Origin of the sequence: Paenibacillus sp. J14 (genome assembly GCF_000518465.1) — a bacterium.
Lineage (GTDB): Bacteria > Bacillota > Bacilli > Paenibacillales > Paenibacillaceae > Fontibacillus > Fontibacillus barengoltzii.
The window spans coordinates 1-26,895 of sequence record NZ_JADQ01000060.1; the positions used below are offsets into that span (position 1 = coordinate 1).

The window sequence follows — 26,895 nt, forward strand, 5'->3', positions numbered from 1 at the left end:
TTTACAATGAACGAACCAGCGTAGAACGCTGCAACTCCCGATTGAAAACCTATTTGACGGCAGACGCCGCACATGTCCGGGGCATTCAGAAAGTCACAACTCACCAGTATTTGAATGCCATTGTTCTGCTTGCATCTGCGCTCGCCGTTTCTCATCATTCAAAACGGGCTGCCGCTTAAAAAACGAGCTGTTCTAAAATTCTGCAAGTCTGCCCTTTTCTTCATCCATATAATACCATTTTCGAAAATTACCCCTTAACGACAGTGAATATGCTATCGCTTCTTCTCTGAAACGGAATTATGCAAAACACTCAAAATCATTAAAGTGATTGACGAAATTGCGTTCCAAACTAATATTTTGGCACTAAATGCAGCGGTGGAAGCGGCAAGAGCAGGACAACATGGTAAAGGTTTCGCGGTTGTCGCCGAAGAAGTCCGGAATCTGGCTGCACGTTCTGCCAATGCCGCTAAGGAGACAACGGAACTGATTGAGGGCTCCATCAAGAAAGCAGAAGGCGGAACCGTGATTGCGAAAGAAACGGCCAACGCGCTGCAACAGATTGTTGATGACATTGCCAAAGTTGCAACTATTATCGGCGATATTGCTTCGGCATCGAATGAACAGGCGATTGGAATCAATCAAATCAATCAGGGCATCATGCAAGTATCCCAGGTCGTACAGACCAGCTCGGCGTCTTTGGAAGAAGGAGCCGCCACTAGTGAAGAGCTGTCCAGCCAGGCAGATTTGTTAAAGGAGCAAGTGAACCGCTTCAACTTAAAGAAAGTGCATGCGGGTTCCTATCAATCCATGGATGATATCAGTCCTGATCTACTCCAACTATTTGAGAAAATGTCTGCCAAGAAATCAAGATCTCATTCCGGGAATCATTCGATCACCGAGGCTGAACAGATCACGAAAATCGATTTAAGCGATAATGAATTTGGCAAATATTAAGCGGTAATCTAACTTGGATATGTAGACCTAAGCTCGTACCTAACGGTACGGGCTTTTTTTTCGGGTCAGCCGAAAAACGAATACACCGAGACGAAATCTGGAGCATATCCCTACGACTCGATCCCAAGTACAATAGTTACAGATAGGTGAAAGTGCTTACATTACTAGACTTGAACAGCTTGGAGGTCAGAGGAGATGGATATGAAGCCGTCGACGCAACCCGCAGCCATGCAAGAGATAGAGACGCCGCCTTCATCAAGGCGAAAATGGCTGAAGAAACTTTACTCGCAAAGACATATTCAAATTATGGCTTTGCTTGGCATCGCTTGGATGATTATTTTCAACTATATTCCAATGTACGGTGTCATTATTGCTTTTAAGGATTACGACATTATCCGAACGATTGCAGAAGCACCATGGGTTGGTTTGGAACATTTCAAAGAGTTTCTGTCCGATGAAAATTTCGGCTATGTGATCAAAAATACGCTGGGGATCAGTTTCCTGAAGCTGCTCACTTTTCCGTTGCCCATTATCTTCGCCTTGTTCCTGAACGAGGTTCGCTCGCTCCGGTACAAGAAGGCGATCCAAACGATCTCCTACCTGCCCCACTTCCTGTCTTGGGTCGTACTTGGCGGGATCCTGGCAACTTGGTTGTCGGATGTAGGGATCATCAACGAGATCTTTATGGCTTTGCATATTATCGATAAGCCGATCTCCTTCTTGGCGGAGCCGAAGTACTTCTGGACGATCGTCATCACCTCGGATGTCTGGAAGGAGCTGGGATGGTCCGCAATCATCTATTTGGCGGCCATTACAAGCATTTCGCCCGAGATGTACGAAGCGGCAACGATTGACGGAGCTGGGCGTTTTCAGCAAATGTGGTATGTGACGCTTCCAGCCATCAAAGCGACGATCAGTATTTTGTTCATTCTGGCAGTCAGCGGTGTGCTGAACTCCAACTTTGATCAAATCCTGGTGTTACGTAACTCACTGAATGATAGTGCAAGTAACGTCATTGACTACTATGTCTACTACACGGGGATATCCTCGGGCCGTTATTCGTATTCAACAGCAATCAACTTGTTCAAATCTGTGATTGCACTAGCTCTGCTGCTGATTGCGAACCAAGTTACCAAAAAACTCAACGACACTTCGTTGTTTTAGGCCAAGGGGGACCTGCTTATGTTTTCATTACGCCGCAGAACAAAAGGCGATGTCGTATTCGATACAGTTAACAATTTAGTGATGCTCGTCGTTTGTTTTGTTACCTTGTATCCGATCTGGTATGTGTTGGTGAACGCTTTTAACGACGGGAAGGATGCGATGCTTGGCGGTATCTACTGGTGGCCGCGGAAGTTCAGCTTTGAGAATTTTGAAGCGGTCTTTGAAAATCCCGGCATCATGACAGCGATGGGGCTCACCGTAGCCAAGACCGTCATTGGGGTGGTCGCACACGTCTTCTTTACGGCGATGGTCGCGTACGCGTTCTCTCGCAGAGACCTCATCGCAGGAAAGTTCTATATTTTTATGGGAACGATCACGATGATCTTCTCAGGAGGGCTGATTCCAACCTTCCTCCTCATTCGCGATTTGCATATGCTCGATAAATTTATCGTTTATATTATTCCCGTGTTGTTCAGTTTCTTCGATCTGATTATCTTCATGACCTTCTTCCGGGACATTCCCGATGGTCTGGAGGAAGCAGCTCGAATCGATGGAGCAAGCGATTGGACCGTCTTCCTGCGGGTCGTGCTGCCGGTATCGCTGCCCGTTCTCGCCACCATCGCTTTGTTCCATGGGGTGTATCAGTGGAATGACTATTTTACGGGGATCATTTATGTCAACAACGAGAACCTGCAGCCAATTCAGACGTTCCTGTACCGGGTTGTGGCACAGTCCAGCTCCAATATCATGACGACAGCGGTACAGGGGAGTGCGATAACCAAAACGGTCACATCCCAATCGATCAAGCTGGCAACCATGGTCGTGACCACCTTGCCAATCGTATTTGCTTATCCGTTCCTGCAACGCTACTTCGTTAAAGGGATGATGATCGGCTCGATCAAAGGTTAAGTGTAAGTCTCTGGTAAACTCGCTCTATCACAGTTGGTAACTCCTCCGAGCCGCATTACGACGGCTCTGGAGTTGCACATAAATGGAATTACATCAAACGAGAAAAGGGGTAAAAAAGCATGGGCATGAAAAGCAAGTCCAAAAAAGTGATGATGCTGCTGATGGCGGCCATCATGGTCCTGTCCCTGGCTGCTTGCGGAGGCAATGGCAATAGCAGCAAAGAAAGCGCTAACAATGCTGCTGCGAACACCAACAGCAATACCGGCACGCAGGACAGCGCCGATCCGGCTGCAACACCATCGGCAGACGAGCCGGGATGGAAATCCGATACGTCCCCCATCACCTTCGATTGGTACCTGAACTTTGCTTGGTTCCCGAATAAATGGGGCGTTGATCCAACCTCCCAATATGTCACGAAGAAAACCGGCGTGAACATCAACTTCATCGTCCCTGCCGGGAATGAGAACGAGAAGCTGAATACGCTGATCGCTTCCGGCAAGCTGCCTGACTTCATTACGCTGGGCTGGTGGGAAGACGGTGTGAAGAAAATGATCGAAGGCGGACTGGTGGAGCCGCTGAACAAATTGGCGGAACAATACGATCCGTACTTCTTCAAGGTCGCTGATCCAGATAAATTGGGGTGGTATACGCAACAAGACGGGAACGTATACGGTTATCCGAACTCTTCCTCGTCTCCGAAAGACTATGAGAAATACGGCGACAAGTACGTATCCAACCAAACGTTCGTCGTACGTAAAGATATTTATGAAGCGATCGGCAGCCCAGACATGCGGACTCCGGAAGGCTTCGTTGCTGCTCTGAAAGCCGCTCAAGAGAAGTTCCCTGAAGTGAACGGGCAGCCGCTGATTCCGCTGGGATTGCATGAATTTACGGCTACCGGTAACGACTCCTTGGAAGGCTATCTGCAGAACTTCCTGGCAATTCCGAGAGAGAAAGACGGCAAGCTGTACAACCGTGAAACGGATCCGGAATATATTACTTGGTTGAAAACGCTGCGTAAAGCGAACGAAGAAGGCTTGTTGGCGAAGGACATCTTCATCGACAAACGCGCTCAAATGGAAGAAAAAATCGCGCAAGGCCGTTACTTCGCAATGCTGTACCAACGCACCGACTTTGCAGCTCAACAAGGTACCTTGTATCAACAAGATCCAAACAAGATTTACATCGCCGTGGACGGTCCGGCTAACTCGAAACTGGATCCGCCTACGTTAAACGGTCCTTCGATCTCCGGCTGGACAGTAACCCTGATCTCCAAGGACGTGAAGGATAAGGCTCGCGCGATCAAATTCCTGACGTACCTGATGAGTGAAGAAGGACAGAAAGACCTGTATCTGGGTGAAAAAGGCGTCAGCTACGATACGATTGACGGGAAAGATCAATTTAAACCAGAAGTATTTGATCTCATGAATAAGGATCGTTCCGCTTTCGATAAGCAATATGGTTCCTCCTTCACATTCTGGATGATGCAAGATACGAACATCATTCAGCAATGGCAGCCTGAATCGGTAGAACCGTACAAACAATTGGAAGACTGGACTCGTGGTAAAACGGTAAGCGTCTCCGAGTTCGACCTGCTTGACCCGCTGGCCAACTCGGAAGAAGGCATCATCCTCGGCAAGATCAAGGATCTGCGCGGCAAAACGTTGCCGAAGCTCTTGATGGCATCGTCCGAAGCTGAGTTTGATAAGATCTGGGCGGATTACATCAAGAAGCAAGAAGATCTGGGGCTTGCCAAAGTCCAGGCGTTCCAGCAAACTAAGTATGAAGAGAACAAGAAGAAACTTGGCAAAGAATAATCGTTAATGCCCAAAAAATGCCCGCATTCCGCGGGCTTTTGGGCTTTTATTCAAAGGAGTCGCTCGGCATATGGGAAGAAGCAAACCTTGGACAGCTTGGTGGGAGTCATTTAAATATTGGTTTGGGCGCCGCTCGCTTCAGAGCCGCCTGCTTGCTTCGTATATCTTTATCATCCTGGGCCCCAGTGCGCTGGTGTCCTATTATTCCTATGGTTTGATTAACAATATGTATATCCGTGATGCCGAGGACAAGAACAACTCGCTGCTGGAGATGGAAATCCAGCATATTGAGACACAGATTGAATCGATGGTACGGGCGGTGCAGGTCGCCTATGATGATATCGAAGTTCGAGATTATCTTGCGAATACGACCGAACCCGGCACCGAAGAACTGGTAAATTTCAGTAACCACAGCTTCAAAAGCCTAACACGCATTCAATATTACAACCCGAATGTGGAGCATTTGCGCCTGTTCTCTAGCAGCAACGTGACCGAAATTTGGCCGATTTTTTTCCGGGAGAGCCGGGTGGCGGAAGAGCCGTGGTATCAAGAAGCGAAGGAATTAAAAGGCATGGAGTCCTGGTCGTTCTTACACAATGATCCAGACATCATGGAACGCTATCAAGGGCAGACCCCCGCTCCAACGCCCAAAGTGTCTTTGCTGCGGGAAATGAGCATTCCAGCGAATCATCATGTTGGAATGGTTCAGGTTGATATGCTGCTCGAGAAGTTTAGTCCAAGGACTTATGCGGCGGTTCCGAACAGTGACTCGCAAATGGTGCTGATGGACAGCAAAGCCCAGATCTTTACCCGTGCACGCGATTCTTATCTCCAAGCGAATCCAGGACTGGAGCAGGCGATCCGGGAGCGTCTGATGCACTTCAAAGAAACAGGCGAATGGAATAATGACTATAAAGAGAACGGAAAATCATTTCTGCTGCTGCACAAGCCCATCGAACGAATCAATGCGGACTTGGTGAATGTCGTTTCGATGGATGGTGTGTTTAAAGAAATTTCACATATGCGGAATATATTGATCGGTGCCAATATCGGCTTTATTACGTTGGTTACGGTCATTGCTTATATTCTTAATGCGTTTATCCTGAAGAATCTCCGTGTGCTGACGGAAGAGATGAAGAAAGTACGACGCGGTGAGGCATACAGCGGCATTACGATCCGTGGCGGCGGCGAGGTTGGCGAGTTGGCGCATCATTTCTCCAAACTAATGAACACCATTAATACGCTGGTGGCTCAAGCAGTTTACAAAGAAGCGCTTACGAAAGAAGCGGAGCTCCGAACGCTTCACAATCAGATTGATGCCCATTTTTTGTATAATACGTTAGAGAACATTAAAATGCTGGCGGAGATCGAAAATCAAAGACAAATTTCTGATGCGCTGACTTCTCTCGGAGGCATGATGCGATACAATTTCAAATGGTCCGGGGAGTACGTCAAGCTGCGCGATGAGCTTCGCCATATCGAAAATTATATCGATGTGATGAATATCCGGTTTGATGAACCCATCGACCTGCGGCTGGATATTCCGCAGGATCTCCTGGATATGGAGATGCTCAAAATGTCGCTTCAACCGATCGTCGAAAATGCGGTGAAGCACGCTTGGGAAGGGGATGAGACGGGGCCGCGGAACATCTCGATTCAGGTGCAGCAATTGCCGCAAAGTGACATTCGAATTGTCGTCAAGGATAACGGAAGAGGGGTCGACGAGAATTCGCTGGCCGAATTGAACCTGGAACTGGATAAGGTCGGCCTTACGGATAAAGCTCCGGGGAATTTTGCGCCGAAGCCGCCAAATCAATACGGAATTGGCCTTCGCAATGTTCAGGAGCGCATTCGCTTATATTATGGTAAACAATACGGCCTCAAGGTTTTCAGCGATCAAGGACAGTACACAGAGGTAGTGATGATAATGCCGAAGGTGCTGTTAACAGGGAGGGTTGGCACAGATGAGATTCAAACTATTGATCGTGGATGACGAGAAGAATATCCGTATTGGGCTAAAAACGATGATTGAACGGGAGTTCCCGGAACAATTCGAGATCTCGATGGCAGCTCAGGGGGCTGAAGCCCTCGAGCTGTATCAGGCCCAAGGCGCTGATGTGATCATTACAGATATCCGCATGCCCGTCATGGATGGCATTGCACTCATCGAACAAGTATCGGAAGGACCGCAGCCCGCCATTCAAAACGGTCGACCACAGATTCTGATTCTGAGTGGATACGAAGATTTTCGGTACGCCAAAGCTGCGATCCGGTATCAGGCGGTGGATTATTTGCTCAAGCCGATTCGCCGGGATGAGCTGTTTGCCGCGCTGCGCAAGTGCGAGGAGAACATCGCGAAGCGTTCGCAAATGGCTGAGCAGTTAGCCGTGACGGAAAGCTATCGACTGCAGGTTCAATCGGTACGCTTGCAGGAGCTCTTGCTGCAAACGGATTTGAGCGAAGAGGATATTGGCATCTGGAGTTCCGAAATCGGTTTCGACCAGTATGCTTTACCATTCTCGGTTGCGGCCCTGACTTACAAAAATTTAGATGGCAGTCGCATGAAGAAAGAAGATCTAAAGTCGCTTGCTGAGCATATGTTTGAAAGCGTGGATGGGATTCTCAGCGCTACCTTGCTGGATCGCGATGGACGAATGATTCTGGTTGGCGGCCCTAGAAGCAAGTTTGAGGATTTGTCCCTATTGGCGGCAGAACGGGAACTTGACGGGATGCTGATTGGTGTCAGCCAGGAGGGGAGCAGTCTTACGGACCTGCCGCGATGTTACCGTCAGGCCTGTGAAGCGCTGAAATACACGTTCATCTATCCGAAAGCCCGGTTAATCTGGCACGAAGAAATGAATTCGAATCGCTTGGTTTTCCCCGTACCAAGGGAGGCCATTCGCAAGCTGGGAAATATCCTGGGGACGAATCGAGAGAAGGAAATTGGGCCGCTGTTGCATGAGATTTTCCGGGTCGATCAGCTGCCTGAATTAGATATTACGTATCTGGAATCAGTCAGCCGGCATATGAACGAGCAGGTGTTGGATGAAGTGTTCCGGGTGTATGGAGAAGCATCCGTAGATGTGCTGAAGCTCTATCGCAAAGTCGGGGATATGTCGAGTTTCTGTCATTTTCATGATTATTTCCGATCACTGGAACAGCTGCTATTCGATCTTGACGCCTATATCAAGGAAATTCGATCCGCCCACAGCGAGCATGGCGATATGAAAGAAGCCGTGGCGTATATCGAGAGTCATTACCACCGTCCATTAAATATGGCAATCGTCAGCAATCATGTCTCGTTGAACTACTCCTATTTTAGTGAGGCGTTTAAGGCGTATACCGGGGAAAATTTTGTCACCTATTTGAAAAAAGTCCGGATCCGCAAAGCGAAAGAGCTGCTCGAAGGCGGCTCCAGCAAGCTGTCGGAGATCAGCAATGCGGTGGGGTTCGAGAATACCCGTCATTTCTCCCGCGTCTTCAAAGAGCTGGAGGGAGTGTCACCGCAGGAATACCGCGATAAGTTGGTGGCCGGTAACGGGCGGCAGAAATAACCGTTCATAGATAAAGGGAGAGGAACGCGCGGATAAGCCCGTGCTTTCCTCTCCCTTTCGTTTCGCCGATGATGGGGTCAGACGCTTGCTTGGCAGTCCGGCCCGGACTACAGGCTCAACTGTTTCATTGCTTCCTCCGGGTAGCGAGGGCCGGAGGCAGCTCCCTTGGGAGCGACCTCATCGATCCGCGCCAAATCCACCTTTGTCAGCTTGACGTCAAGCGCGCCGACATTTTCCTCGAGATAGCGTCTGCGCTTCGTTCCCGGAATCGGCACGATATCCTCTCCCTGGGCTAACAGCCAAGCGAGCGCCAGTTGGGACGGCTCGCAGTTTTTCTCAGCAGCGATTTCCTTGATCTTCTCGACCAGATCGAGATTTCGCTTGAAGTTCTCGCCCTGGAAGCGCGGCGAATTGCGGCGGAAATCGTCCTCTGCGAGGTCCTCGTACTTCCGGATCTGACCGGTCAGAAATCCCCTCCCGAGCGGGCTGTAAGGGACAAAGCCGATGCCGAGCTCGCGGCAGACCGGCAGAATCTCATCCTCCACATCGCGGCTCCACAGCGAATATTCAGTTTGCAGCGCAGTTATCGGATGCACGGCGTGCGCGCGGCGGATGGTGGACGGTCCGGCCTCGGACAGGCCGATAAAGCGTACCTTGCCCTCCTTCACGAGCTCGGCCATGGCGCCGACGGTTTCTTCAATCGGTGTATTGGGATCGACCCGATGCTGGTAATAGAGGTCGATGTGATCGACGCCAAGCCGACGAAGGCTCGCTTCGCAGGCGGATCGAACATAATCGGGCTTCCCGCTGATGCCGAGAAACTGCCCCTCCGGACCGCGTACATTGCCGAATTTGGTGGCGATGACGACTTCATCGCGATGGCCTTTGAGCGCTTTGCCGAGCAATTCCTCGTTCTTCCCCACGCCGTACATATCGGCTGTATCAAAGAAAGTGACGCCGAGCTCCAGTGCGCGGTAGATGGTGCGGATCGATTCTTCTTCATCGCGTCCGCTGTAGAAGTCGGACATACCCATGCAGCCGAGTCCGATCGCCGACACCTCAAGCCCCTTGCCCAATATTCTCTTCTTCATTTTCGCTACCGCCTTTCTCCCTTAAATTCGAATTAGCTGGCTTCGCTATACGTCTTCGAGTGTTCGTCGTGCCGGTGACAAGCTCGGATCCATTTGCCGCCGACCTGTTCCGTTACACCCATACTAGCACATATAGCTTACCTCCCTTTCGGTGAAACAATCATAGCACGGCCTATTACACATTTCAATATACAAAAATAATATTTTGTAACTCGAATCTGGGATTGGGGTGGGGAGAGTAACGTGAAATATCAAAAAAAGCCATGAAAGAGAGGGCGCGAAGATGGTTCGGCTATAGGGCCAGGAGACGTGGGAATAGCCCTAAGAGCACCGATGATGTATAATTTATCCAAGTGTGGATTGAAAACGCTTTATTTTAGTTGACCCAGAAGTCTGCTGCGGATAAGACCATTTCGGAGGGGATGAAGGGGAAGATGAAACGGATTCCGATGATGCTTCAGTTAGGAATCATCCTGTTCTGCGTCATGGCGGTTCCTGCGATTATTCTGACGTTGTACAGCGGAACGCAAATTTTGCGGTATTCAGAAAAGGCGATTGCCGAATCTTCCCTGGCGGGGCTGGATGCGAACCGAAGACTAACCGAAACGGCTTTAAACAATCTGGCGCAAGATACGGTGCGGCTGACCGCGAACCGGGTGTTTGACCGCATTCGTTCGTTCGAAACGTATGCTGAGTTACAGGGGAATTATCAACATGTCAGCCAAGCTCTGGTCGTGCTCCGGGAGCTGGTGAATTTGAATCATCGGGTGAACGGGGTATATTCCTCTTATTTCTACTTAAGCGATGCAGATTATGTGGTCTCAACTGACAAGGGCATCACTATGCTGGATCGCTATGAATCGTTGGGCTGGCTGGATGAAGCGTTGGCCGGACGCCGGGGGATTAGCGGCGTATGGTACCCGCGCCGACTGGCCACCGGGGAGACCGTTATATCTTATGTCTTGCCGCTCAGCCGCTTGTCCACAACCACCCGTGGCACGATCGTAGTCAACTTGCGGGAAAGTCAGATCGGCACGTATTTACAGTCGACGGAACCTGAGGAGCAAGGCTATGTGCTGTTAAATGCGGACGGGACGATCCTGTCGCATAACGACAAGTCGCTGCTGCTTACCGAGGGGCGCGATCAACCATATCTTCAGAGCATTCTAGAGAGCAAAGCGGAGAAAGGGTACGCCTTCCACGAACTGTATGGGGAGCGCCTGTTATATACGTGGTCTTATTCCAAGCTGTTTGACTGGTGGAATGTAAACGTCTATTCCATGGACGCGCTCATGACCAAGACGAATAAGCTGCAGCATAATATCGTTTGGTTGACGGCCGTCGTAATTTTTGCCGGCTCGGTGTTGACGGTGTTCCTTGCAACCTGGTTATCCAAACCGTTGCGGGAGTTGGTGAGGACCGTAAGATCCCGCGGCAGTCGAGGGGTGTCGGACAAAAATGAACTGGCCTTCCTCAACTCGGTCTTCCAGCGGATGCAAGAGGAAGAGGAGCAACTGTATAAACTGCTGCAGGAACGGGAGCAGGATGCCCGCAGTTTGACGGTTCATCGTTTGTTGCGCGGGGAAGAGGTGCAGTCCGTAGAAGAGATCTTCCCCGAAGCGAATTACCTCGTGGCGGTCCTCTCGATTGATCGGTATCGAAGCTATGTGGACGCGACGAACCCAGAAACCCGCAGCTATCACCGGTATTTGATCGTCACCCATAGCGAAAACGTGTTTCCGCCTGGGATATCGGCGAGGTGTGTTTATCAAGGTGAGGGATGCTTCGCCGTGGTGGTCAATTTCGGAGAAGGGGAAGCCGATTGCGGATACGAAGGCATTAAGGAAGCGCTGGGGACGCTTCGTCAGTATGCCGGAAAATTGCTGGGGCATACCGTGACCGTTGGCGTCAGCAGCCGGACAGAGAGCTGCTCCGAACTACAGGACCACGCGGCGGAGGCGATGGAGGTTATCAAGCAGCGCATGGTGAACGGCGGCGGCGGGATCTCCTTCTGGAGCGAGGAGGATGAACGCGGGCGCGGCAAGCATTATCTGTATCCCGTGGACAGCGAGAGACGGATCCTTAATTACTTGACTGCGGGTGAGCTTGAGCGGCTGCTGGAGGAATTAACGGCGATTCGTCAGGAAATTCAAGGATCTCCGTCAATTTCCTACGACAACATCATGTTCATCTATCATCAGTTAGTTGGGGTTACGATTAAGCAGCTTCGGGAATATCAAATCAACCCAACGCGGATTTTTGCCGGGCGGGGAAACATCTATTCCTCCATCGCGTCGATGGACACGTTGGAGGAGTTGGATGCGTATATGCGCGAGTTCTACCGCGATATTCTCCAGTACCTGGCCCGCAAGCCAGAGAGCGATGCGGGGTATGGGGAACGCATTCTTCGTTACTTGGATTCGCATTATTGCGAAGAAATCGTATTTGAGGAGATGGCCAAAGAGATTGGCATCAGTTATTCCTATATGCGAAAGATCGTTTACGAGACGACGGGGACCAGCCTGATCGATTACCTTAACCTGCGGCGCATCGAGAAAGCGAAGGAGCTGCTGCTGGAATCCGGGATGACGGTGAAGCAGATTGCGGCAGAGGTGGGGTATGGGAACGTCCAGAGCTTTAACCGGTTTTTCCGGAAATATGAAGGGATGCCGCCGAGCGGTTACAAGGCAAGCAAGCTGCGGAGCTCGGGATAGATACGGTGGAGCTGTATTGCTTCGGAGAGAGCCGAGGCATATAGCTCCATTTTTGCTACAACCTATCAAATTTGATCTTTTTGCTGCAGGAAACAAGCGATTTGCAGGCTTTAGAATCAAAAATGAAGCTTAGTATCAAAACTCATGATTTACGGCGGCCGGGCGGGGCGGTATGATTTGACACAAACTCACCATCGCTAAACCGCAAGATGAGATGGAACCGAGTTCGAAACGAGCCAGGCCAGAATGTACGAGGAGGTGAATGTTATGAAATTTGTAAGCGCTTCAAATGTGAAGTCCAAGCCAAAGCTGGACCCTTCGTTAGGTCGGGGGGCCGCATTTTATCTTCGGCGGGACTGGGAGCTTTATGTGCTGCTACTGATTCCGTTGTCCTTTGTATTGCTGTTCAAATACGCACCGATGTCCGGGCTTGTGCTTGCCTTTAAAGACTATAAAATCGCCCGGGGGTTCTGGGGCAGCGAATGGGTGGGCTTTGAAGTGTTTGCCGAGATCTTCGGAAAACACGACTTCGGTCGCGCCGTCCGTAATACGTTATTGCTGAATACGCTGGACCTGGTTTTTAGCTTCACGATTCCCGTGCTTCTTGCCATCCTGCTCAATGAAATTAAGAACGTGAAGTTCAAACGGATGAATCAGACGTTGCTCTATCTGCCGCATTTCCTGTCCTGGATTATTATCGGCGCCATCGCTTATCAACTTCTGAGCGAAAGCAACGGCGTCATTAATAATCTCATTGCGATGATGGGCGGGACACGCATTCCCTTCCTGCAAGAAGATTACAACTGGCTGGTCAGTTATCTGGCGATCGGTGTCTGGCAAAGCATGGGCTGGGGAACGATCATCTACCTGGCCTCGATGAGCGGCATCAACCCCGAGCTGTATGAGGCAGCGACCGTGGACGGTGCCGGAAGGTGGCGGAAAGTATGGAATGTGACGCTGCCTTCGATTCGCCCAACGATCGTCACGCTGCTCATCATGAATTTGGGCCGGGTCATGGAAGGATCTTTTGAACGAATCTTTGCCTTGCAAAATAAAGCGACAACAGAGTTCACGACGACGATCCCGGTATTGGTGTACCGCTGGGGGATTGAGAGCGGGAACTTCAGCCGCGCCACTGCACTGGGGCTGTTCCAGTCTGTCATTGGACTCGCGCTCGTGCTGATGGCCGATCGGGTCGCCAAGAAGCTTGGCGAAGACGGGTTGCTCTAAGAAAGGAGGCGAACCATGAAAGCATCCGCAAACACGCTCCCGCTGCGTCGCAGCAAACGCTATGATATCTGGGATGTCCTCATCCATATCACGATCGTTCTCGCCTCGCTCGTATGCCTGCTGCCGTTTCTCCACGTCGTCGCCAAATCATTAAGCGATGACGCGTATGTCATCGCGAACAAGGTGTTCTTATGGCCCGAAGGGTTTACCTTGGAGGCGTACCGTAAAATTTTTGCTGACGCCAGCATCCTGCGCTCCTTGTATGTGTCGGTGGTGGTGACGGTGCTGTTTACCCTGCTTGGCATGATCATTACGGTTTGTGCAGCTTATCCCTTATCCCGTAAGCAGCTGAAGGGCCGCACGACGTTGACCTTCCTCTTTATGTTCACCTTGTACTTCAGCGGCGGGATCATTCCCGAATACATGCTGATTAGCAATCTCGGCATGCTGGATACGTGGTCAGCGCTCATTCTGCCGCAGGCGTTCAGCGCCTTTAACCTGCTGATCATGAAGACGGCGATCTCCAGCAGCATTCCGGTCAGTCTGGAGGAATCGGCGCGGATCGACGGTGCGGGGCATTTCCGCATCCTGTGGAGCATCGTGCTCCCGCTCTCCAAGCCGATCCTGGCTACGTTGTCGCTGTTTTACGCGGTTGGTCGCTGGAACGCTTATCAAGACGCTCTCTTTTACATTAAACAACGGGTGGATTTACGGCCATTGCAGCTCAAATTGTATTACCTGGTCATTCAGGCGAGCGAAAGCTTCCAACTGGAAGCGACGCAAGTATCGTTAAGCAATCCCGAGGTACTCAAAGCCTCGTGTGTTGTATTCGCTACCCTGCCGATCTTGTTCGTGTATCCATTCATCCAGAAGTATTTCGTCCAGGGGGTCATGCTCGGGGCGGTTAAGGAGTAGCCATCTATTCATTAGGGGGAATTGATATGGGTAAAAGGTTCACTTGGATCTTAAGTTTGGTGATGATCGTTGGTTTATTGTCAGGCTGTATGGGAGGCAGCAGCAAGAGCGCCAATTCGGACAACAACACCACGGAGCCGTCTCCTTCCTCCAACACGAACACCGATGGCAAATATCCCGATTATTCGGCTGGTTTTCCTGAGAGGGTCACGCTTGAGCTTCCTGTTTATGAAAGGGCTTTCGAAGGCTGGAACGTGACCGACAACTACTACACGCGTTGGATTCAACAAGAATTCGGCGATAAGTACAACGTTGACGTGAAATTTATTCCGATCACCCGCAGTAACGAGGTAACGGATTATGAGCAGCTGCTGGCTTCGCATAAGGCGCCGGATATTATTTTCCATTATGATATGCCTCAGGCTTTGGCCTACTACGGGGAAGGCGTGATGCAGGAGCTGGATTGGAACGAAATCGCGCATTATGCGCCTACGTATTGGAAAACGATGGGGGACACCATTCAAAAGTACGGGGTAGTCGATAAGAAAAACGTGTTCTTCTTCGGCGAGCGCCCCAGCTTGGACAGCTTCACGACGCTGATCCGTAAGGATTGGGTTGAGAAGGTGGGGATGAAGGTCGAAGATCTGACTTCTCTCGAAAAATATAATGAGCTGCTGGGCAAATGGCGAGATGCAGGCCTTGGCGTCGGCGGCGAAACGTTGAAAAAGAACAACTACACGTTTAACTACGCGTTCCGCGATTGGCCGATTGACAAGAAGTACCGCGCCCTTTACTCCGACTTGGGCGTTGCGGATCTGACCACTGCGGATACGGAGCGATACCTGCGCAACCTGAACTACCAGTACAATAACGGCTTAATTGATAAAGAATTTTATCTGCGCGATGATGAGAACAAAGCCAAAGCTGAATTTGTGGCAGGAAAAACCGGTACCTTCAGCTTCTATCTTTCCAGCAACACCGACGTGATCACTTCAACCTTGAAAAATAATCCGGACGCCGAGTTCGCGGTACTGGACCCGCAAGCCGGGGTGCCGGAGGGACGCAAGCCGCAGGGACGCGCATACTGGCCGTTTGGGATGATCATGGGCATTAATTATGAGTCCTCGGATATGGAACGCGCAGCGGTATGGATGTATCTGGAATGGATGAGCCAGCCGGAGAACCTGTTCTTCCTGCAAAACGGCGTGGAGGGTCAAAACTACACGCTGGATGCCGATGGCATCGCGGTGAAAAATCCGGATTTTAAAGGGGATTCTGTCCTCTCGCAAAATAACAACAAAGACTATTGGTGCCTTGTGGTTGAAACGGTGAAATACGATGATCCGGTAAAAATGCGCGAAGCATATCTCCGCAGCATGTCGCCTCCAGGGCATGAAGATTTGGCGAAGGATTCGTTAGCTTATTACGACAAATATGCGGAGTACCGTACACCGGACGCTTTGTTTAGCGTGGTGCTTGAGAAAGTAAATGAATATAAAGCGGATCTGAATTCGTTGTTCCAGGAGCTGTATGTCAAGATCGCGATCGCGCCGGAGAGTGAGTTCGATGCCACCTATGAGGCGGCGAAGAAAACGTACCTTGATGCCGGATACCAGGAGATTTTGGACGAGAAGCAAGCGGCGATTGATGCCGGGAATTACAAGTAAGAGTTAGCCGTTCACACGAAGGGAGATGGAAAGATTGAAACTGAAGGCAGCCCCTTCCGAGTTGAAGCAAATTGCCGGGAGCATCGTAGAGTACACCTTCGGGATGGACCTGACCTGGGATTGGCCGTGCGGCGTGGCTTATTACGGGATCAGCCGGGCCTTTGAAGCAACAGGGGAGCAGGCTTATGTGGAGAGGATGGCGGAGTGGTGCGACGAGTACATCGACGCCGGGCTTCCGGTGTGGACCGTAAACTCCTGTGCGATGGGGCATATGCTGCTGACATTATATGAACAGACGAAGGAGCAGAAATATCTTGATCTGATCCTGAGCAAAATCGACTATCTGCAGAACCAAGCTCCCCGTTTTGGGGATCGGGTGCTTCAGCATACGGTATCTGCGGGCAATGATTTTCCGGAGCAGTGCTGGGCGGATACGTTGTTTATGGCGGCCTACTTTATGCTGCGCACCGGTATCATGCTAGACGAGAAGCCGCTCATTGAGGATGCGCTGCACCAGTTCTACTGGCACATTAATTACTTGCAGGACGAAGACACCGGCCTCTGGTATCATGGGTACAATCATATCGGTCAAGATCATATGTCCGGGATTTTCTGGGGGCGCGCCAATGCTTGGGCGGCGTACACGATGTCCCGTGCGGCGAAGATTTTGCCGGAAGCTTACCTGTATCCGCCGATGATGCATATCTGGAGTTCCTTGCGCGATCAGCTGGCGGCGTTGAAAACATTACAGCAGGAGGACGGATTGTGGGGCACGGTGCTGGATTACCCGTCTGCTTATGGTGAAGTGTCCGCGACAGCGGGGATCGCGGCGGCGATGGTCATTCAGGGCAATCCACTTCATGCCAAATATGTGCAGAAAGCGTTAGATGGCGTGCTCCAGAACGTCACCGATCGGGGGCGGGTGCTCAACGTATCCGGCGGTACCGCCGTGATGAAGGACATCGAAGGATATCTGGGCATCGACAAGAAGTGGGCCCAGGGCTGGGGGCAAGGGCTGACGCTGGCGTTGCTGGCGGCTGTTCTCGAAGACGACGGCTTGCAGGCGGACCTCTAATCTCGAACTTGAGTCAGTGATCACACGAAGAGCGGTGAGATCACTGGCTCTTTTTTTTCACACGATTGTCAGATTCTCCATCTTGTGAAAGCGCTAAAATTTGAAATATCATAAAATTAAATATTCAAAGTCGCGCCTAGGCGAGGGAGCAACAACAACTGTCGCATACTTGATGGCATTACGTACATACTATTCGCGGCGTGATCTTGGATAGGTCCAACAATTCTATGAATGAGGTGCATGACGAATGAAGCTGGATGGAAAAGTTGCGGTCGTCACAGGTGCAGCATCAGGGATGGGCAAAGCGATCGCGGAGCTATTTGCCGCCGAGGGAGCTAAGGTTGTGGTTTCGGACTTGAACCTGGACAAGGCCCAGGAAGTTGTGGACGGGATTAAAGCGAAAGGCGGCGAAGCGATTGCCCTTGTGGCGAATGTCGCGAAGGAAGAAGACGTCCAAGGATTGATCGACGGGACGGTCAGCCAATATGGTACGGTGGATATCCTGATTAATAATGCGGGAATCATGGATAACTTTGTGCCAGCCGGTGACCTGACGGATGAGCTTTGGGACAAAGTCTTTGCCGTGAACACGACAGGGCCGATGCGGACGATCCGCAAGGTGCTGCCGATTTTTACAGAGAAAAAATCGGGGGTTATCGTAAATGTAGCCTCGGTCGGCGGGCTGTTTGGTTCCCGCGCCGGTGCAGCATATACGGCATCTAAGCATGCGGTTATCGGTCTAACGAAGAACGTCGGATTCCAATACGCTACGCAGGGAATCCGTTGTAATGCAATCGCGCCGGGAGCGGTAGAAACAAACATTGCTTCAACCCTTACAGCGATCAATCCGTTTGGCATGGAGCGGGCACAAGTCGGTATGGGCGTAAATCCAGGCACGGGCCAACCTGAGGAAATTGCTAAAGTCGCTCTGTTTCTCGCTTCGGATGATTCGAGCTTCCTTAATGGTACGACGGTTACGGCGGATGCTGGATGGACAGCGTACTAAGCCATTCGATTACATAGGAATAAAAAAGGGCATTCGGCCGCACCCTATCGCACATAAGGCATTACATGAAAGGCAGAAGGAGTGTGCATAGGTGATGGCGAATCCATCGAAAGATACGTCCAAAGCAGCGAGGGAGCAAACCCCGGACAAGAAGCGGGCAACCCCCGCAAAACGCGCCGAGGATACGGAATTTGCCGATGAGTTGACCCAAAGTGATATTCAATCGGCGTTTAAAAATCCGGTCACCGGTGAGGAACGTTTGTACTAGGAATGTCAAAGGTTCAGAACCCAAGGCAGCCCTGATTTGATCGGGGCTGTCTTTTGTTTTGGAGACGAGGAGGGGACGCGCTTGACTTTTACTCTGGTTACGTATAAAAACAAGAGGGAGAGTTAGAGGTCATTTATTCCATTTGTTCGCTACTTAAGGAGGTACATCCCCAATGTCTACGATCGATTTGATCAAAAGCCGGAGAAATATAAAAGCATTCAAACCCGACCCGATTGACGAGTCAGCGCTCATGAGTTGGCTGGAAGCGGCAAGCTACGCGCCAAACCATCGCTTTAATGAACCGTGGGAGCTGCTGCGCGTTGGACCTGAGACGCGAGCAAAGCTGAAGCACAAGAGCGATTTCTGGGGAGCTCCCGTTGTGATCGCATTGTTGTCCAAGCCTGGAGCTACTCCACTCGAACGGGATGAAAATGTGATGGCTGCCGCTTGTTTCGCTCAAAACTTGATGTTGGCTGCCCATGAAGCAGGCGTCGGTACATTCTGGTCGTCCGTCGGAAGCTCGGCGCAAAATCGGGAAGTGCTGGGTGTCGCCGAAGGGTACGAGGTGATTGGCGTATTTGGAATCGGGTATCCGGCCGAAATTCCAGAGGCCAAGCCAAGAACACCGATTGCGGAAAAAATCAAAACGCTGCCGTAATTCAGATTCGATGTGAAAATGCCCAAAGTTGCCTTTGCTCCAATTGGAGAGAGGCGGCTTTGGGCATTTTACCATATTGAAAAACGCAAAAAGGCGTGCTATATTGGTATAGCATGCGCACAGATTTTGTGTACAATTTTATATCTTCCCTAATTTTATTGTACAGAAAAAAAGGCGCTGCGTCAACCCCTATTTTTGCAAAAAGGAGTGCTGGTTATGGAGAAGGAGCTTCACCAGGAGCTGGAGCGAGAGCAGGAACGGTTGGACCGTGTTATGGAAGTCCTCGCAGAGAGCATCGGCGAACTGGAGGAGGATACCTCACGCCGCAGACAGGAGGTCGTCGAGTTCCGCAAGCATTTCTGGGAAGATGTCACGGTGAACGTGGATAATTTCGACGATTTTCTGGAAACGGTAATCAGCTTGCGCCAGCAGGCCGAAGTATTGTCATTAAGCCAAAGCAGTCATCGTCAAGCCTCGAAACGCCGGGCGGCACTGCTTCGAATGCAGGAGAATCCGTATTTTGGACGGATCGATTTTTTGGAGGAAGGGGAGCCGGAGGCCGAACGGGTCTATATTGGCGTCTCCTCCTTGATGGATCCGAGCGGCGAGAAGTTTCTCATCTACGATTGGCGGGCCCCAATCTCGAGCGTGTATTACGATTACGGGCCGGGTCCAGCTCAGTACGATACGCCCGGCGGGACGATTCACGGGGAGCTGAAGCGGAAGTGGCAGTACCTCATTCGCCGTGGACGGATCGAATCGATGTTTGATACCTCGCTGACGATTGGGGACGAAGTGCTGCAGCAGGTGCTCGGACATACAGCTAATACGCAGATGCGCAGCATCGTGGCTACGATCCAACAGGAGCAGAACCGGATCATCCGGCATGATCAAGGCCGGTTGCTGATCGTGCAAGGCGCTGCGGGCAGCGGGAAAACGTCCGCGGCGTTGCAGCGGATCGCCTATTTGCTGTACAAATACCGCGATCGGATGACAGCTGATCAGATCGTGTTATTTTCGCCGAATGCCATGTTCCAGACTTATGTATCTGGTGTCCTTCCCGAGCTTGGGGAGGAAAATATGCAGCAGGTGACGTTCCAGGAATACCTGGATCACCGACTCAGCGGGATGTTCGAGGTGGAGGATGCTTATGGACAGCTGGAATATGTGCTAACGGCGAAGAAGGATCCAGACTACCAAGCGCGTCTGGCTGCAATTCAGTTGAAGGCGTCAGCGTCTTTCTTCGAGGCGATTCAAGCTTATCGGTCGTCCTTGGAACAAGGCGGCATGCGGTTCCAACCGATCCAATTCCGCGGGGAGACATTGGTGTCGGCGGAAATGATGGCAGAGCAGTTTTACGGGGGAGAAGAGTCTCTGCGTATGTCCGGGCGGATTGAACGGCTGACGACATGGCTGAATGAACGAATCAACGAGATTGAGAAGCAGGAGCGCCGCAAGCCCTGGGTGCGGGACGCGATTGAGATGCTCAGCAACGAGCAATACGAACGAGCCTACGAGCGGATTCGGAAAAAATACGGCTTAACTGAGGATTCCGACGAGGAGATCGAAGGCGAACGGTTGGAGAGGGAGCTTGCCCGCATCGTCGTGCGCAGAAAGCTGAAGCCCATCCGGGAACAGATCCGAGAATTGCGTTTTATCGATCTGACCGGGGTGTATAAGCAGCTGTTTGAAAATCCAACGCATTCCGGTGCTTGGTTGGAGACGGAGGCGCCGGAGGTTCGAAACGATTGGCCAGAGATTTGCCGGATTACGATTCAGAGCCTTGATAAGGGCAAGTTGTTTTATGAGGATGCGACGCCGTTTCTGCTGCTGCATGAACTGATTCTTGGATTCCAGGCGAACATATCCATCCGTCATGTCTTGATTGATGAGGCGCAGGATTACTCCCCGCTTCAATTTGAGTTTATTAAAAGGCTGTTTCCGGCCGCAAAGCTGACGGTACTCGGCGATTTTCATCAGGTGATATTTGCGCACGCAGCCGAAACGGCGGATTTCCAAGGGTTGCTGCGTTTGTATGGACCCGAGCAAACGGAGACGATCCAGTTGCTGCGAAGCTATCGGTCGACCCGGCCAATCGTCGAGTTTACGCGGAGTCTGATCCCCGGCGGTGAACAGATCGAACCGTTTGAGCGGAACGGTGAACTGCCAGTGCTGACGCAGACGGTTGATTATGAGGAGTTACATCGGCGGATTGAAGCCAGAGTCGCTGAATGGAAAGAACAGGGGGCGGCGACGATCGCCATCATCTGCCGGTCGGCAGCGGAGAGTGCAGCCGCCTATGAGGCTTTAAGAGGAGAACGAATCACTGATCTCAAGCTGGTTACCCGTGATTCGGCCGAATACAAGCAAGGGGTGGTGGTCATCCCCGCCTATTTGGCCAAAGGCATCGAGTTTGATGCGGTGATCCTTTACGATGCTTCGGCAAGCGCTTATGGAGAGGAAAACGTGCGGCGGTTGTTTTATACGGCATGCACCCGGGCGATGCATCATTTGCAGCTGTTTAGCGTAGGTGCTCCAAGTCCGTTCATGGAGCCGGCGATTAATCAGGGGCTTGTAGTGGTTGAGCAGTAAAGCGGGAGAAGCCAGGAGAAATAGGCTCGATGCCCATCCCGGAGATCAAGGCGAAGCTGATGACGGAGTCTTAGATGCATATGAAAAGTATGACCCTGCGAATGGCGGGGTTTTCTTTTTCATCGTCAGATAAGTGTGAATTCGGTTATAATGTAACTATTATCATCACGATCATAGTTAGAGGTGCTTGTCCATTGGCTGATGAAGTGTTGTCCAAAGAATTGGTTCTCGATACAACGGAGACCGTGCTGCGCAAGTATGGTCCGGCGAAGACGAATATGTCTGACATCGCCCGGGCGCTTGATGTCACGCACGCCGCATTATACCGTCTATACAGCAATAAAGCTGCCCTGAAGGAGGCTGTGGTTGAACGTTGGCTAGAGCGCTCACTTCCTCCGCTGCAGGCAGTTGCCAGTGAGGCATCACCTGCCAGTGAGAGGCTGTACCGCTGGCTGGATACATTGCGCAAATTTAAAAGAAACCGCGCTAGCCAGGATCCTGAATTGTTTGAAATGTACTCGATGCTCGTCGAGGAAGCACCTGAAGCCATTCGGGTGCATCGCGATCATTTGTTAGACCAATTGACCGCAATTATTGAAGATGGCATACAGGAAGGGACGATTGCCAAGCAGGATGCGCGAGCTGCTGCAAACGCTGTGTTTACTGCTACGGCGGCTTTCCATCATGTTGCCCACGCTGCAGAATGGGAACTTTCCGATTGGGACAGCCGTTTTGAAGCTGTTTGGCGTTTGATTTCCGTCGGCTTGTTTACTGATCCATCAGCTGTCAAGTAGATCTAAGATGAAACTATAATCTAAACATTGCAACCTCCTTTCGTGCGCAGAAAGGAGGTCTTTTTTTGCGGATCAAGTTACAAAAATAATATTTTGTATATTGTAACTTGTAAATCTATGTGCTAGAATAACCACATTCGTCATAAGGAGGAGATACATGTGTACGTCATCATGGGAGCGACAGGTCAAGTAGGCGGAGCTACCGCAAAGGCTTTGCTGGCAGAAGGTAATAAAGTGAGGGTTGTGGTTCGGAATGAAGAGAAAGCGAAGGTTTGGCGAGAATACGGAGCTGAACCGGTGTTTGCCGATTATGGCTCGGCCGAGGCATAAGCGGCCTTTACAGGAGCTGAGGCTGTATTTGTGATGAACCCGGCGGTATTTTATCCATCAGAGGGCTTTTCGGAAACGAGAGAGACCGTAGCAGCGGTCGCCAAAGCGCTTGTTGGGGCAAATGTGCCGAAGTATATAGCATTGTCTTCCATCGGGACACATCTCCCGAACGGGCTTGGGATTATTGAATCTCTGAATATTCTGGAACGTGGTTTGGCTGATCTGCCGATTCCATCAGCCTTCCTGCGCGCTGCTTGGTTCCAGGACAATTCCAAATGGGATATCGAATCTGCTAGAAACGATGGGAAGGTAGTAAGTTTTCTTCAGCCGCTTGATCGAAAAATTCCAATGATCGCCACTGCGGATATTGGAGAGATTGCGGCGAAGACGTTGCAACAAAGTTGGGAAGGTGTCCGCTACCTTGAACTGCAAGGGCCAGAGCCTTATTCCCCGGACGATATTGCCTCTGCATTTTCGAAACTGCTGAAGCGTGAGGTTAACGCAGTGGCTCTTCCGCACAATGAATGGGCTGAAGCATTTATAGCTCAAGGAGCGCCCGAGGACCGCATCCATGGCAGGATTGCTATGCTGGAAGGTTTCAATTCGGGATGGATTGATTTTAAGTATGAAGGTACAGAGCTTATTTCTGGGAAAATCACCTTGGAAGAAACGTTAAGTCAATGGGTGTAAAGCCACCTGAGGAACTCGTTCATTCTTGCGACTCCGGGTACCAGTATGGCAACGAAAATCGATATTTGATTAGGATTAATTACATTGGGCAAAAGAGCAGATAGCAGATCTCAACTGAGATCTGCTTTATCTTTTTGGAGGATAATGAGATAGAAGGCTGCTAATTATCGGATTTGTTGCTATTACCGTCTTCTGAATGTTGTATAATTATGGAAGTCAAAACTTCCAGGATAGCCGAAGAACCTTATCATGTGAGAGGAAGGGGCTGCGGAATGAAGCGTGATCTTCAGTCGTACAAAGGCTGGTTATGGATGACGGGATACTTCGTAGTATTGATTTTAGCAAGCAATCACAGTCAAGGATATTCCTTGTTGGATCGTTTTCTGGACGACCTTGGAATTGGCAGCTGGACGAAAGAAGTGGAAATTGGAGGGCGATTGCACACCACTTCCTTGATTTCGCTCCCTTTGTTGCTGCTTTGTTTGTACCAAACGGTTCGTGGGTTAAAGGAAAGGGTTCCCCAAATCTTGTTCATCTTGCTCATCGTCGCGGGGATATGGACTGTGGTGTACCCGAAGATAACGGAAGGGATATTTTAGAATTCGTGGTGGACAGCCATGAAAGATTCGATCCAGGCGGATCCTTCTCATCGTTTGCATCAAAGAATGAAGGTAAAATATAACTTGGATGATTGATAAATATGGGGGGGATATGCGTGCGGATAAATATAGATGGAAAGCTGCGCATTGAACGATTTGAGCTTAGCCATACCGATGATTTGTTTAGGCTTATTCAAGAGAATCGGGTTCATTTTGGCAAGTGGCTTGAATTCCCTCATCGCACCCATACCGTTAACGATGCCAGTGCGTTCATAATCAGAACGCTTCAGAAGCAGGCTGCGGGAAATGGAGGTTGGAGCGGGATCTGGCTGGAGCACCATTTAATCGGAGCTATTGGGTTAGTACAGATCCACCGGAACGATCAAATAGCTGAAATTGGGTATTACCTCGCACAGGAATATGAAGGGCAAGGAATCATCAGCCGATCGTGCCGCGAAGTCATAAATTATATCTTCGAAGAGTTGGAACTCCATCGCATTGAGATCCGAGTTCATCCCGAGAATTTAAGAAGCCGAAAAATCCCGGAAAGACTGGGATTTACTCAGGAAGGAATCTTGCGTCAAGCGGAATGGTTTATCGACCATTATAGGGATAAAGTAATTTACGGACTGATAAAAGAGGAGTGGAATCCAGGTCAATGATCATTAGAGCGGAAGAACCAAGAGATGCCCGAGCTTTATTTGCACTTCACTTTCAGGCTTTCGGGGAGCGGGAGGATGAGTCCAAGCTAGTCGACCGCATCCGAAACTCCCCTCAATATATCCCCTCCTTGTCGTTAGTTGCGGAACATGAGGGGCAGATCGTTGGACATGCTCTTTTTAGCAAAGCGGAGGCAGTTGGTAAGGAGCAAGTAAGCCATGAGGTAGTTGTTCTCGCTCCCCTGGCGGTGAGTCCTTCCTTTCAGAAGCAAGGGATTGGAACACAGTTAATTCAGGAGGGTTTACAACGAACCCAAGAACTTGGTTACGGAGTGGTCTTCTTAATCGGACATCCTGAATATTATCCTCGGTTCGGGTTCAAGCCTGCAAGGTCATTGGGCTTCGAACTCAAGCAGTTTGAAGTGCCGGATGAAGTGTTTATGGCCATGGAACTGAAGGAGGGAGCAACTTTATCCATTCAGGGGGAACTCCTATATCCGGAAGCCTTTTTTGAAAAATGAGCAACAAGAAGGAAGTGTCATTCGCAGTAATGAACGATTTTGAACGTGTATTTGAGATCATGTCCGCATCCTTTCCGGAGATTGAATATCGAACCAAATCTGGACAAATGGAGTTGTTGCGGCATCCAGAATATCGGCTGATCACCGAATCGGATGAGAAGGGACGGGTTGTCGCTTTTTTGGCGGTTTGGGATTTTCCGGCCTTTCAATTTATTGAGCATCTCGCGGTAGATCCTGCTGTGAGAGGAGGGGGGATTGGGAAAAGGTTGGTCGAAAAATGTCTGAAGACCTCTGCCAAACTGACCGTATTAGAAGTGGAACTTCCGGAAAATCACGTGGCCTGCCGACGGATTCGGTTTTACGAACGGCTGGGATTCCATCTCAACGATTTCAACTATGTCCAACCACCGCTGCGGCCCGGTAGAGCCGAACTTCCCCTGAAAATGATGAGTTACCCGAAGCCGCTGACGGAGGAAGAGTTCCTGGTGTGCAGAGCGTTGATCTACAGCAAAGTCTATCGCGTGCCTGAAGCTTAACATGTGTAATCGGTCCATTCTAGTTTGCATAAGAGAGGATGTTGTCCATGAACCGGGGAGGGCATGAAAATGAAACGAATTTACCTGATCAGGCATTGCAAAGCGCATGGGCAGGAGCCTTCGGCGGAACTCACCGCAGAGGGACGCAAGCAAGCGGAGTTGTTGGCCGATGTTTTGCTTGACCGACCGATCAATTGTATTGTCTCCAGCCCTTATCTTCGAGCCATCTCCACAATTCAACCGTTAGCAGAACGATTGGGGTTGCCCATCCATCAGGATGATCGGCTTAGCGAGCGAATTTTGGCGGTTCACGATTTGCCGGATTGGATGGATCACTTGAAAAGATCGTTTGATGAACTTGATATGAAGCTGCCTGGCGGAGAATCTTCAAGAGAAGCCATGAACCGGGGAATCGCAGCGATTGAAGACCTGCTTCAACGGCCGGAGGAGAATGCAATTGTCGTCACCCATGGGAATTTGATGTCCTTAATTTTGAAACACTATGATGATTCATTTGGGTTCGAGGCATGGAGCCGGCTGACGAATCCGGATGTGTATGAGCTGGGGTTCATCGGGGATAAGGCAATTGAGGTAACGCGTCTTTGGAAGTAGTTTTGGATTTCTAATTAGACTTGTAAGAGGGTGTACACGAAAAATCGAGTACATTTTTGAATTTTCGGTGGTTTTGTCGCAATGTATATGAAATTTCATATATATTTGCACGTTTTCAAGTGTTTTGGTCCAAATCTATCACTAGCCTTGCATCTAAAGTGACATGGTATTCAATTAATTGTTAATATTGGTTATATCAGCTTATTGGATTAAAATTTTCCATTTCTATTTTCCGCCAATGTGCTAAAAGGGTAACAGGACGTGAAGTGTAGTCATGTTACCAAAAATTAGTAGATGAATCATTCGGTTACTCTAGTACCATCTTGACGCTCTTGAGCTTCAANGGATGTTTTCTCGGCCTTCCTGGCCGCCCTTTCTTACGCCGGCCTTTGGATGGCCGAGACGGCGGTCGTAACACAGCTTGTTGAAACTCTTCCCACGATCGCTCAGCATATAAGCGCATGCGTTTCAAGATCTGCCATAAGCTTAGATCCGTTTGCATCTCTAACTTGATCAACAGCACCAAGCTGTACGCGATCA

22 protein-coding genes and 2 pseudogenes are annotated in these 26,895 nt (G+C 50.3%); 23 read left to right on the forward strand and 1 reads right to left on the reverse strand.

Features of this window, described 5'->3' with window-relative positions:
* From M891_RS25900 to M891_RS0118740, 7 genes and pseudogenes are all read left to right on the forward strand, one after another.
* Positions 1 to 179, forward strand: a pseudogene (locus M891_RS25900) (transposase); the annotation flags it as partial.
* Positions 180 to 324: 145 nt separating this feature from the next.
* Positions 325 to 954, forward strand: coding sequence for a methyl-accepting chemotaxis protein (locus M891_RS0118715; RefSeq protein ID WP_028539885.1), 630 nt, complete (start codon positions 325 to 327; stop codon positions 952 to 954).
* A 201-nt stretch (positions 955 to 1,155) separates the two neighbouring features.
* Positions 1,156 to 2,118, forward strand: coding sequence for an ABC transporter permease (locus M891_RS0118720; RefSeq protein WP_232228376.1), 963 nt, complete (start codon positions 1,156 to 1,158; stop codon positions 2,116 to 2,118).
* Positions 2,119 to 2,136: 18 nt separating this feature from the next.
* Positions 2,137 to 3,027 carry a carbohydrate ABC transporter permease gene (locus M891_RS0118725; protein ID WP_016312620.1) on the forward strand — a complete coding sequence of 297 codons (891 nt, stop codon included), beginning with the start codon at positions 2,137 to 2,139 and terminating at the stop codon, positions 3,025 to 3,027.
* A 119-nt stretch (positions 3,028 to 3,146) separates the two neighbouring features.
* Positions 3,147 to 4,844 carry an extracellular solute-binding protein gene (locus M891_RS0118730; protein ID WP_016312619.1) on the forward strand — a complete coding sequence of 566 codons (1,698 nt, stop codon included), beginning with the start codon at positions 3,147 to 3,149 and terminating at the stop codon, positions 4,842 to 4,844.
* A 70-nt stretch (positions 4,845 to 4,914) separates the two neighbouring features.
* Positions 4,915 to 6,837, forward strand: a complete 1,923-nt coding sequence (locus M891_RS0118735) for a cache domain-containing sensor histidine kinase (RefSeq protein ID WP_028539886.1) — start codon at positions 4,915 to 4,917, stop codon at positions 6,835 to 6,837.
* Entirely contained in the window at positions 6,809 to 8,398 is a 1,590-nt protein-coding gene (locus tag M891_RS0118740; RefSeq protein ID WP_028539887.1) for a response regulator, read from the forward strand. The genes M891_RS0118735 and M891_RS0118740 overlap by 29 nt, the downstream gene beginning before the upstream one ends.
* A 107-nt stretch (positions 8,399 to 8,505) precedes the next feature.
* On the opposite strand, the gene M891_RS0118745 is transcribed toward M891_RS0118740, so the two are convergent.
* Positions 8,506 to 9,489, reverse strand: coding sequence for an aldo/keto reductase (locus M891_RS0118745; protein WP_028539888.1), 984 nt, complete (start codon positions 9,487 to 9,489; stop codon positions 8,506 to 8,508).
* A gap of 434 nt (positions 9,490 to 9,923) precedes the next feature.
* Here M891_RS0118745 and M891_RS0118750 point away from each other — a divergent pair, with 434 nt between their 5' ends.
* The 16 genes and pseudogenes from M891_RS0118750 (at position 9,924) to M891_RS0118830 (ending at position 26,355) form a co-directional block, all read left to right on the forward strand.
* Positions 9,924 to 12,203: an AraC family transcriptional regulator gene (locus M891_RS0118750; RefSeq protein ID WP_028539889.1), complete on the forward strand. Its 2,280-nt coding sequence runs from the start codon at positions 9,924 to 9,926 to the stop codon at positions 12,201 to 12,203.
* 267 nt (positions 12,204 to 12,470) lie between these two features.
* Positions 12,471 to 13,433 (forward strand): ABC transporter permease, encoded by a 963-nt coding sequence (locus M891_RS0118755; RefSeq protein WP_028539890.1) that lies wholly within the window; start codon positions 12,471 to 12,473, stop codon positions 13,431 to 13,433.
* Between the two features lie 15 nt (positions 13,434 to 13,448).
* Positions 13,449 to 14,348, forward strand: a complete 900-nt coding sequence (locus M891_RS0118760; RefSeq protein ID WP_028539891.1) for a carbohydrate ABC transporter permease — start codon at positions 13,449 to 13,451, stop codon at positions 14,346 to 14,348.
* A gap of 26 nt (positions 14,349 to 14,374) precedes the next feature.
* Positions 14,375 to 16,015, forward strand: coding sequence for an ABC transporter substrate-binding protein (locus M891_RS0118765; protein WP_028539892.1), 1,641 nt, complete (start codon positions 14,375 to 14,377; stop codon positions 16,013 to 16,015).
* Between the two features lie 25 nt (positions 16,016 to 16,040).
* Positions 16,041 to 17,090 carry a glycoside hydrolase family 88/105 protein gene (locus M891_RS0118770; RefSeq protein ID WP_036701022.1) on the forward strand — a complete coding sequence of 350 codons (1,050 nt, stop codon included), beginning with the start codon at positions 16,041 to 16,043 and terminating at the stop codon, positions 17,088 to 17,090.
* A 247-nt stretch (positions 17,091 to 17,337) separates the two neighbouring features.
* On the forward strand, positions 17,338 to 18,096 hold the full coding sequence (locus M891_RS0118775; RefSeq protein WP_028539894.1) for an SDR family oxidoreductase: 759 nt from the start codon (positions 17,338 to 17,340) through the stop codon (positions 18,094 to 18,096).
* A gap of 94 nt (positions 18,097 to 18,190) precedes the next feature.
* On the forward strand, positions 18,191 to 18,364 hold the full coding sequence (locus tag M891_RS25405) for a hypothetical protein (protein WP_016312609.1): 174 nt from the start codon (positions 18,191 to 18,193) through the stop codon (positions 18,362 to 18,364).
* A 172-nt stretch (positions 18,365 to 18,536) separates the two neighbouring features.
* Positions 18,537 to 19,022: a nitroreductase family protein gene (locus M891_RS0118785; protein WP_028539895.1), complete on the forward strand. Its 486-nt coding sequence runs from the start codon at positions 18,537 to 18,539 to the stop codon at positions 19,020 to 19,022.
* A gap of 216 nt (positions 19,023 to 19,238) precedes the next feature.
* Positions 19,239 to 21,614: an RNA polymerase recycling motor HelD gene (gene helD, locus M891_RS0118790; protein ID WP_036701025.1), complete on the forward strand. Its 2,376-nt coding sequence runs from the start codon at positions 19,239 to 19,241 to the stop codon at positions 21,612 to 21,614.
* An 80-nt stretch (positions 21,615 to 21,694) separates the two neighbouring features.
* The gene (locus M891_RS0118800; RefSeq protein WP_167669313.1) at positions 21,695 to 22,408 is read left to right on the forward strand and encodes a TetR family transcriptional regulator; all 714 of its coding nucleotides are present in this window, start codon (positions 21,695 to 21,697) and stop codon (positions 22,406 to 22,408) included.
* Between the two features lie 171 nt (positions 22,409 to 22,579).
* Positions 22,580 to 23,428, forward strand: a pseudogene (locus M891_RS24165) (NmrA family NAD(P)-binding protein).
* 272 nt (positions 23,429 to 23,700) lie between these two features.
* Positions 23,701 to 24,027, forward strand: a complete 327-nt coding sequence (locus tag M891_RS0118810) for a hypothetical protein (protein ID WP_028539898.1) — start codon at positions 23,701 to 23,703, stop codon at positions 24,025 to 24,027.
* Positions 24,028 to 24,143: 116 nt separating this feature from the next.
* Positions 24,144 to 24,689 carry a GNAT family N-acetyltransferase gene (locus M891_RS0118815; RefSeq protein WP_198032048.1) on the forward strand — a complete coding sequence of 182 codons (546 nt, stop codon included), beginning with the start codon at positions 24,144 to 24,146 and terminating at the stop codon, positions 24,687 to 24,689.
* The gene (locus M891_RS0118820) at positions 24,686 to 25,207 is read left to right on the forward strand and encodes a GNAT family N-acetyltransferase (protein ID WP_028539900.1); all 522 of its coding nucleotides are present in this window, start codon (positions 24,686 to 24,688) and stop codon (positions 25,205 to 25,207) included. Before M891_RS0118815 ends, M891_RS0118820 begins: the two co-directional genes overlap by 4 nt.
* 29 nt (positions 25,208 to 25,236) lie before the next feature.
* On the forward strand, positions 25,237 to 25,743 hold the full coding sequence (locus tag M891_RS0118825) for a GNAT family N-acetyltransferase (RefSeq protein ID WP_028539901.1): 507 nt from the start codon (positions 25,237 to 25,239) through the stop codon (positions 25,741 to 25,743).
* A gap of 69 nt (positions 25,744 to 25,812) precedes the next feature.
* On the forward strand, positions 25,813 to 26,355 hold the full coding sequence (locus M891_RS0118830) for a histidine phosphatase family protein (protein ID WP_028539902.1): 543 nt from the start codon (positions 25,813 to 25,815) through the stop codon (positions 26,353 to 26,355).
* Positions 26,356 to 26,895: the final 540 nt, after the last annotated feature.

Bases quoted from the DNA above. Each gene is read 5' to 3' on its own strand.
- M891_RS0118730 (WP_016312619.1), top strand. From the start codon at position 3,147: ATGGGCATGAAAAGCAAGTCCAAAAAAGTGATGATGCTGCTGATGGCG.
- M891_RS0118750 (WP_028539889.1), top strand. From the start codon at position 9,924: ATGAAACGGATTCCGATGATGCTTCAGTTAGGAATCATCCTGTTCTGC.
- helD (WP_036701025.1), top strand. From the start codon at position 19,239: ATGGAGAAGGAGCTTCACCAGGAGCTGGAGCGAGAGCAGGAACGGTTG.
- M891_RS0118755 (WP_028539890.1), top strand. From the start codon at position 12,471: ATGAAATTTGTAAGCGCTTCAAATGTGAAGTCCAAGCCAAAGCTGGAC.
- M891_RS0118820 (WP_028539900.1), top strand. From the start codon at position 24,686: ATGATCATTAGAGCGGAAGAACCAAGAGATGCCCGAGCTTTATTTGCA.
- M891_RS0118725 (WP_016312620.1), top strand. From the start codon at position 2,137: ATGTTTTCATTACGCCGCAGAACAAAAGGCGATGTCGTATTCGATACA.
- M891_RS0118760 (WP_028539891.1), top strand. From the start codon at position 13,449: ATGAAAGCATCCGCAAACACGCTCCCGCTGCGTCGCAGCAAACGCTAT.
- M891_RS0118810 (WP_028539898.1), top strand. From the start codon at position 23,701: ATGAAGCGTGATCTTCAGTCGTACAAAGGCTGGTTATGGATGACGGGA.
- M891_RS0118830 (WP_028539902.1), top strand. From the start codon at position 25,813: ATGAAACGAATTTACCTGATCAGGCATTGCAAAGCGCATGGGCAGGAG.
- M891_RS0118735 (WP_028539886.1), top strand. From the start codon at position 4,915: ATGGGAAGAAGCAAACCTTGGACAGCTTGGTGGGAGTCATTTAAATAT.
- M891_RS0118765 (WP_028539892.1), top strand. From the start codon at position 14,375: ATGGGTAAAAGGTTCACTTGGATCTTAAGTTTGGTGATGATCGTTGGT.
- M891_RS0118785 (WP_028539895.1), top strand. From the start codon at position 18,537: ATGTCTACGATCGATTTGATCAAAAGCCGGAGAAATATAAAAGCATTC.
- M891_RS25405 (WP_016312609.1), top strand. From the start codon at position 18,191: ATGGCGAATCCATCGAAAGATACGTCCAAAGCAGCGAGGGAGCAAACC.
- M891_RS0118720 (WP_232228376.1), top strand. From the start codon at position 1,156: ATGAAGCCGTCGACGCAACCCGCAGCCATGCAAGAGATAGAGACGCCG.
- M891_RS0118740 (WP_028539887.1), top strand. From the start codon at position 6,809: ATGAGATTCAAACTATTGATCGTGGATGACGAGAAGAATATCCGTATT.
- M891_RS0118775 (WP_028539894.1), top strand. From the start codon at position 17,338: ATGAAGCTGGATGGAAAAGTTGCGGTCGTCACAGGTGCAGCATCAGGG.
- M891_RS0118800 (WP_167669313.1), top strand. From the start codon at position 21,695: ATGAAAAGTATGACCCTGCGAATGGCGGGGTTTTCTTTTTCATCGTCA.
- M891_RS0118745 (WP_028539888.1), bottom strand. From the start codon at position 9,489: ATGAAGAAGAGAATATTGGGCAAGGGGCTTGAGGTGTCGGCGATCGGA.
- M891_RS0118825 (WP_028539901.1), top strand. From the start codon at position 25,237: ATGAACGATTTTGAACGTGTATTTGAGATCATGTCCGCATCCTTTCCG.
- M891_RS0118770 (WP_036701022.1), top strand. From the start codon at position 16,041: ATGGAAAGATTGAAACTGAAGGCAGCCCCTTCCGAGTTGAAGCAAATT.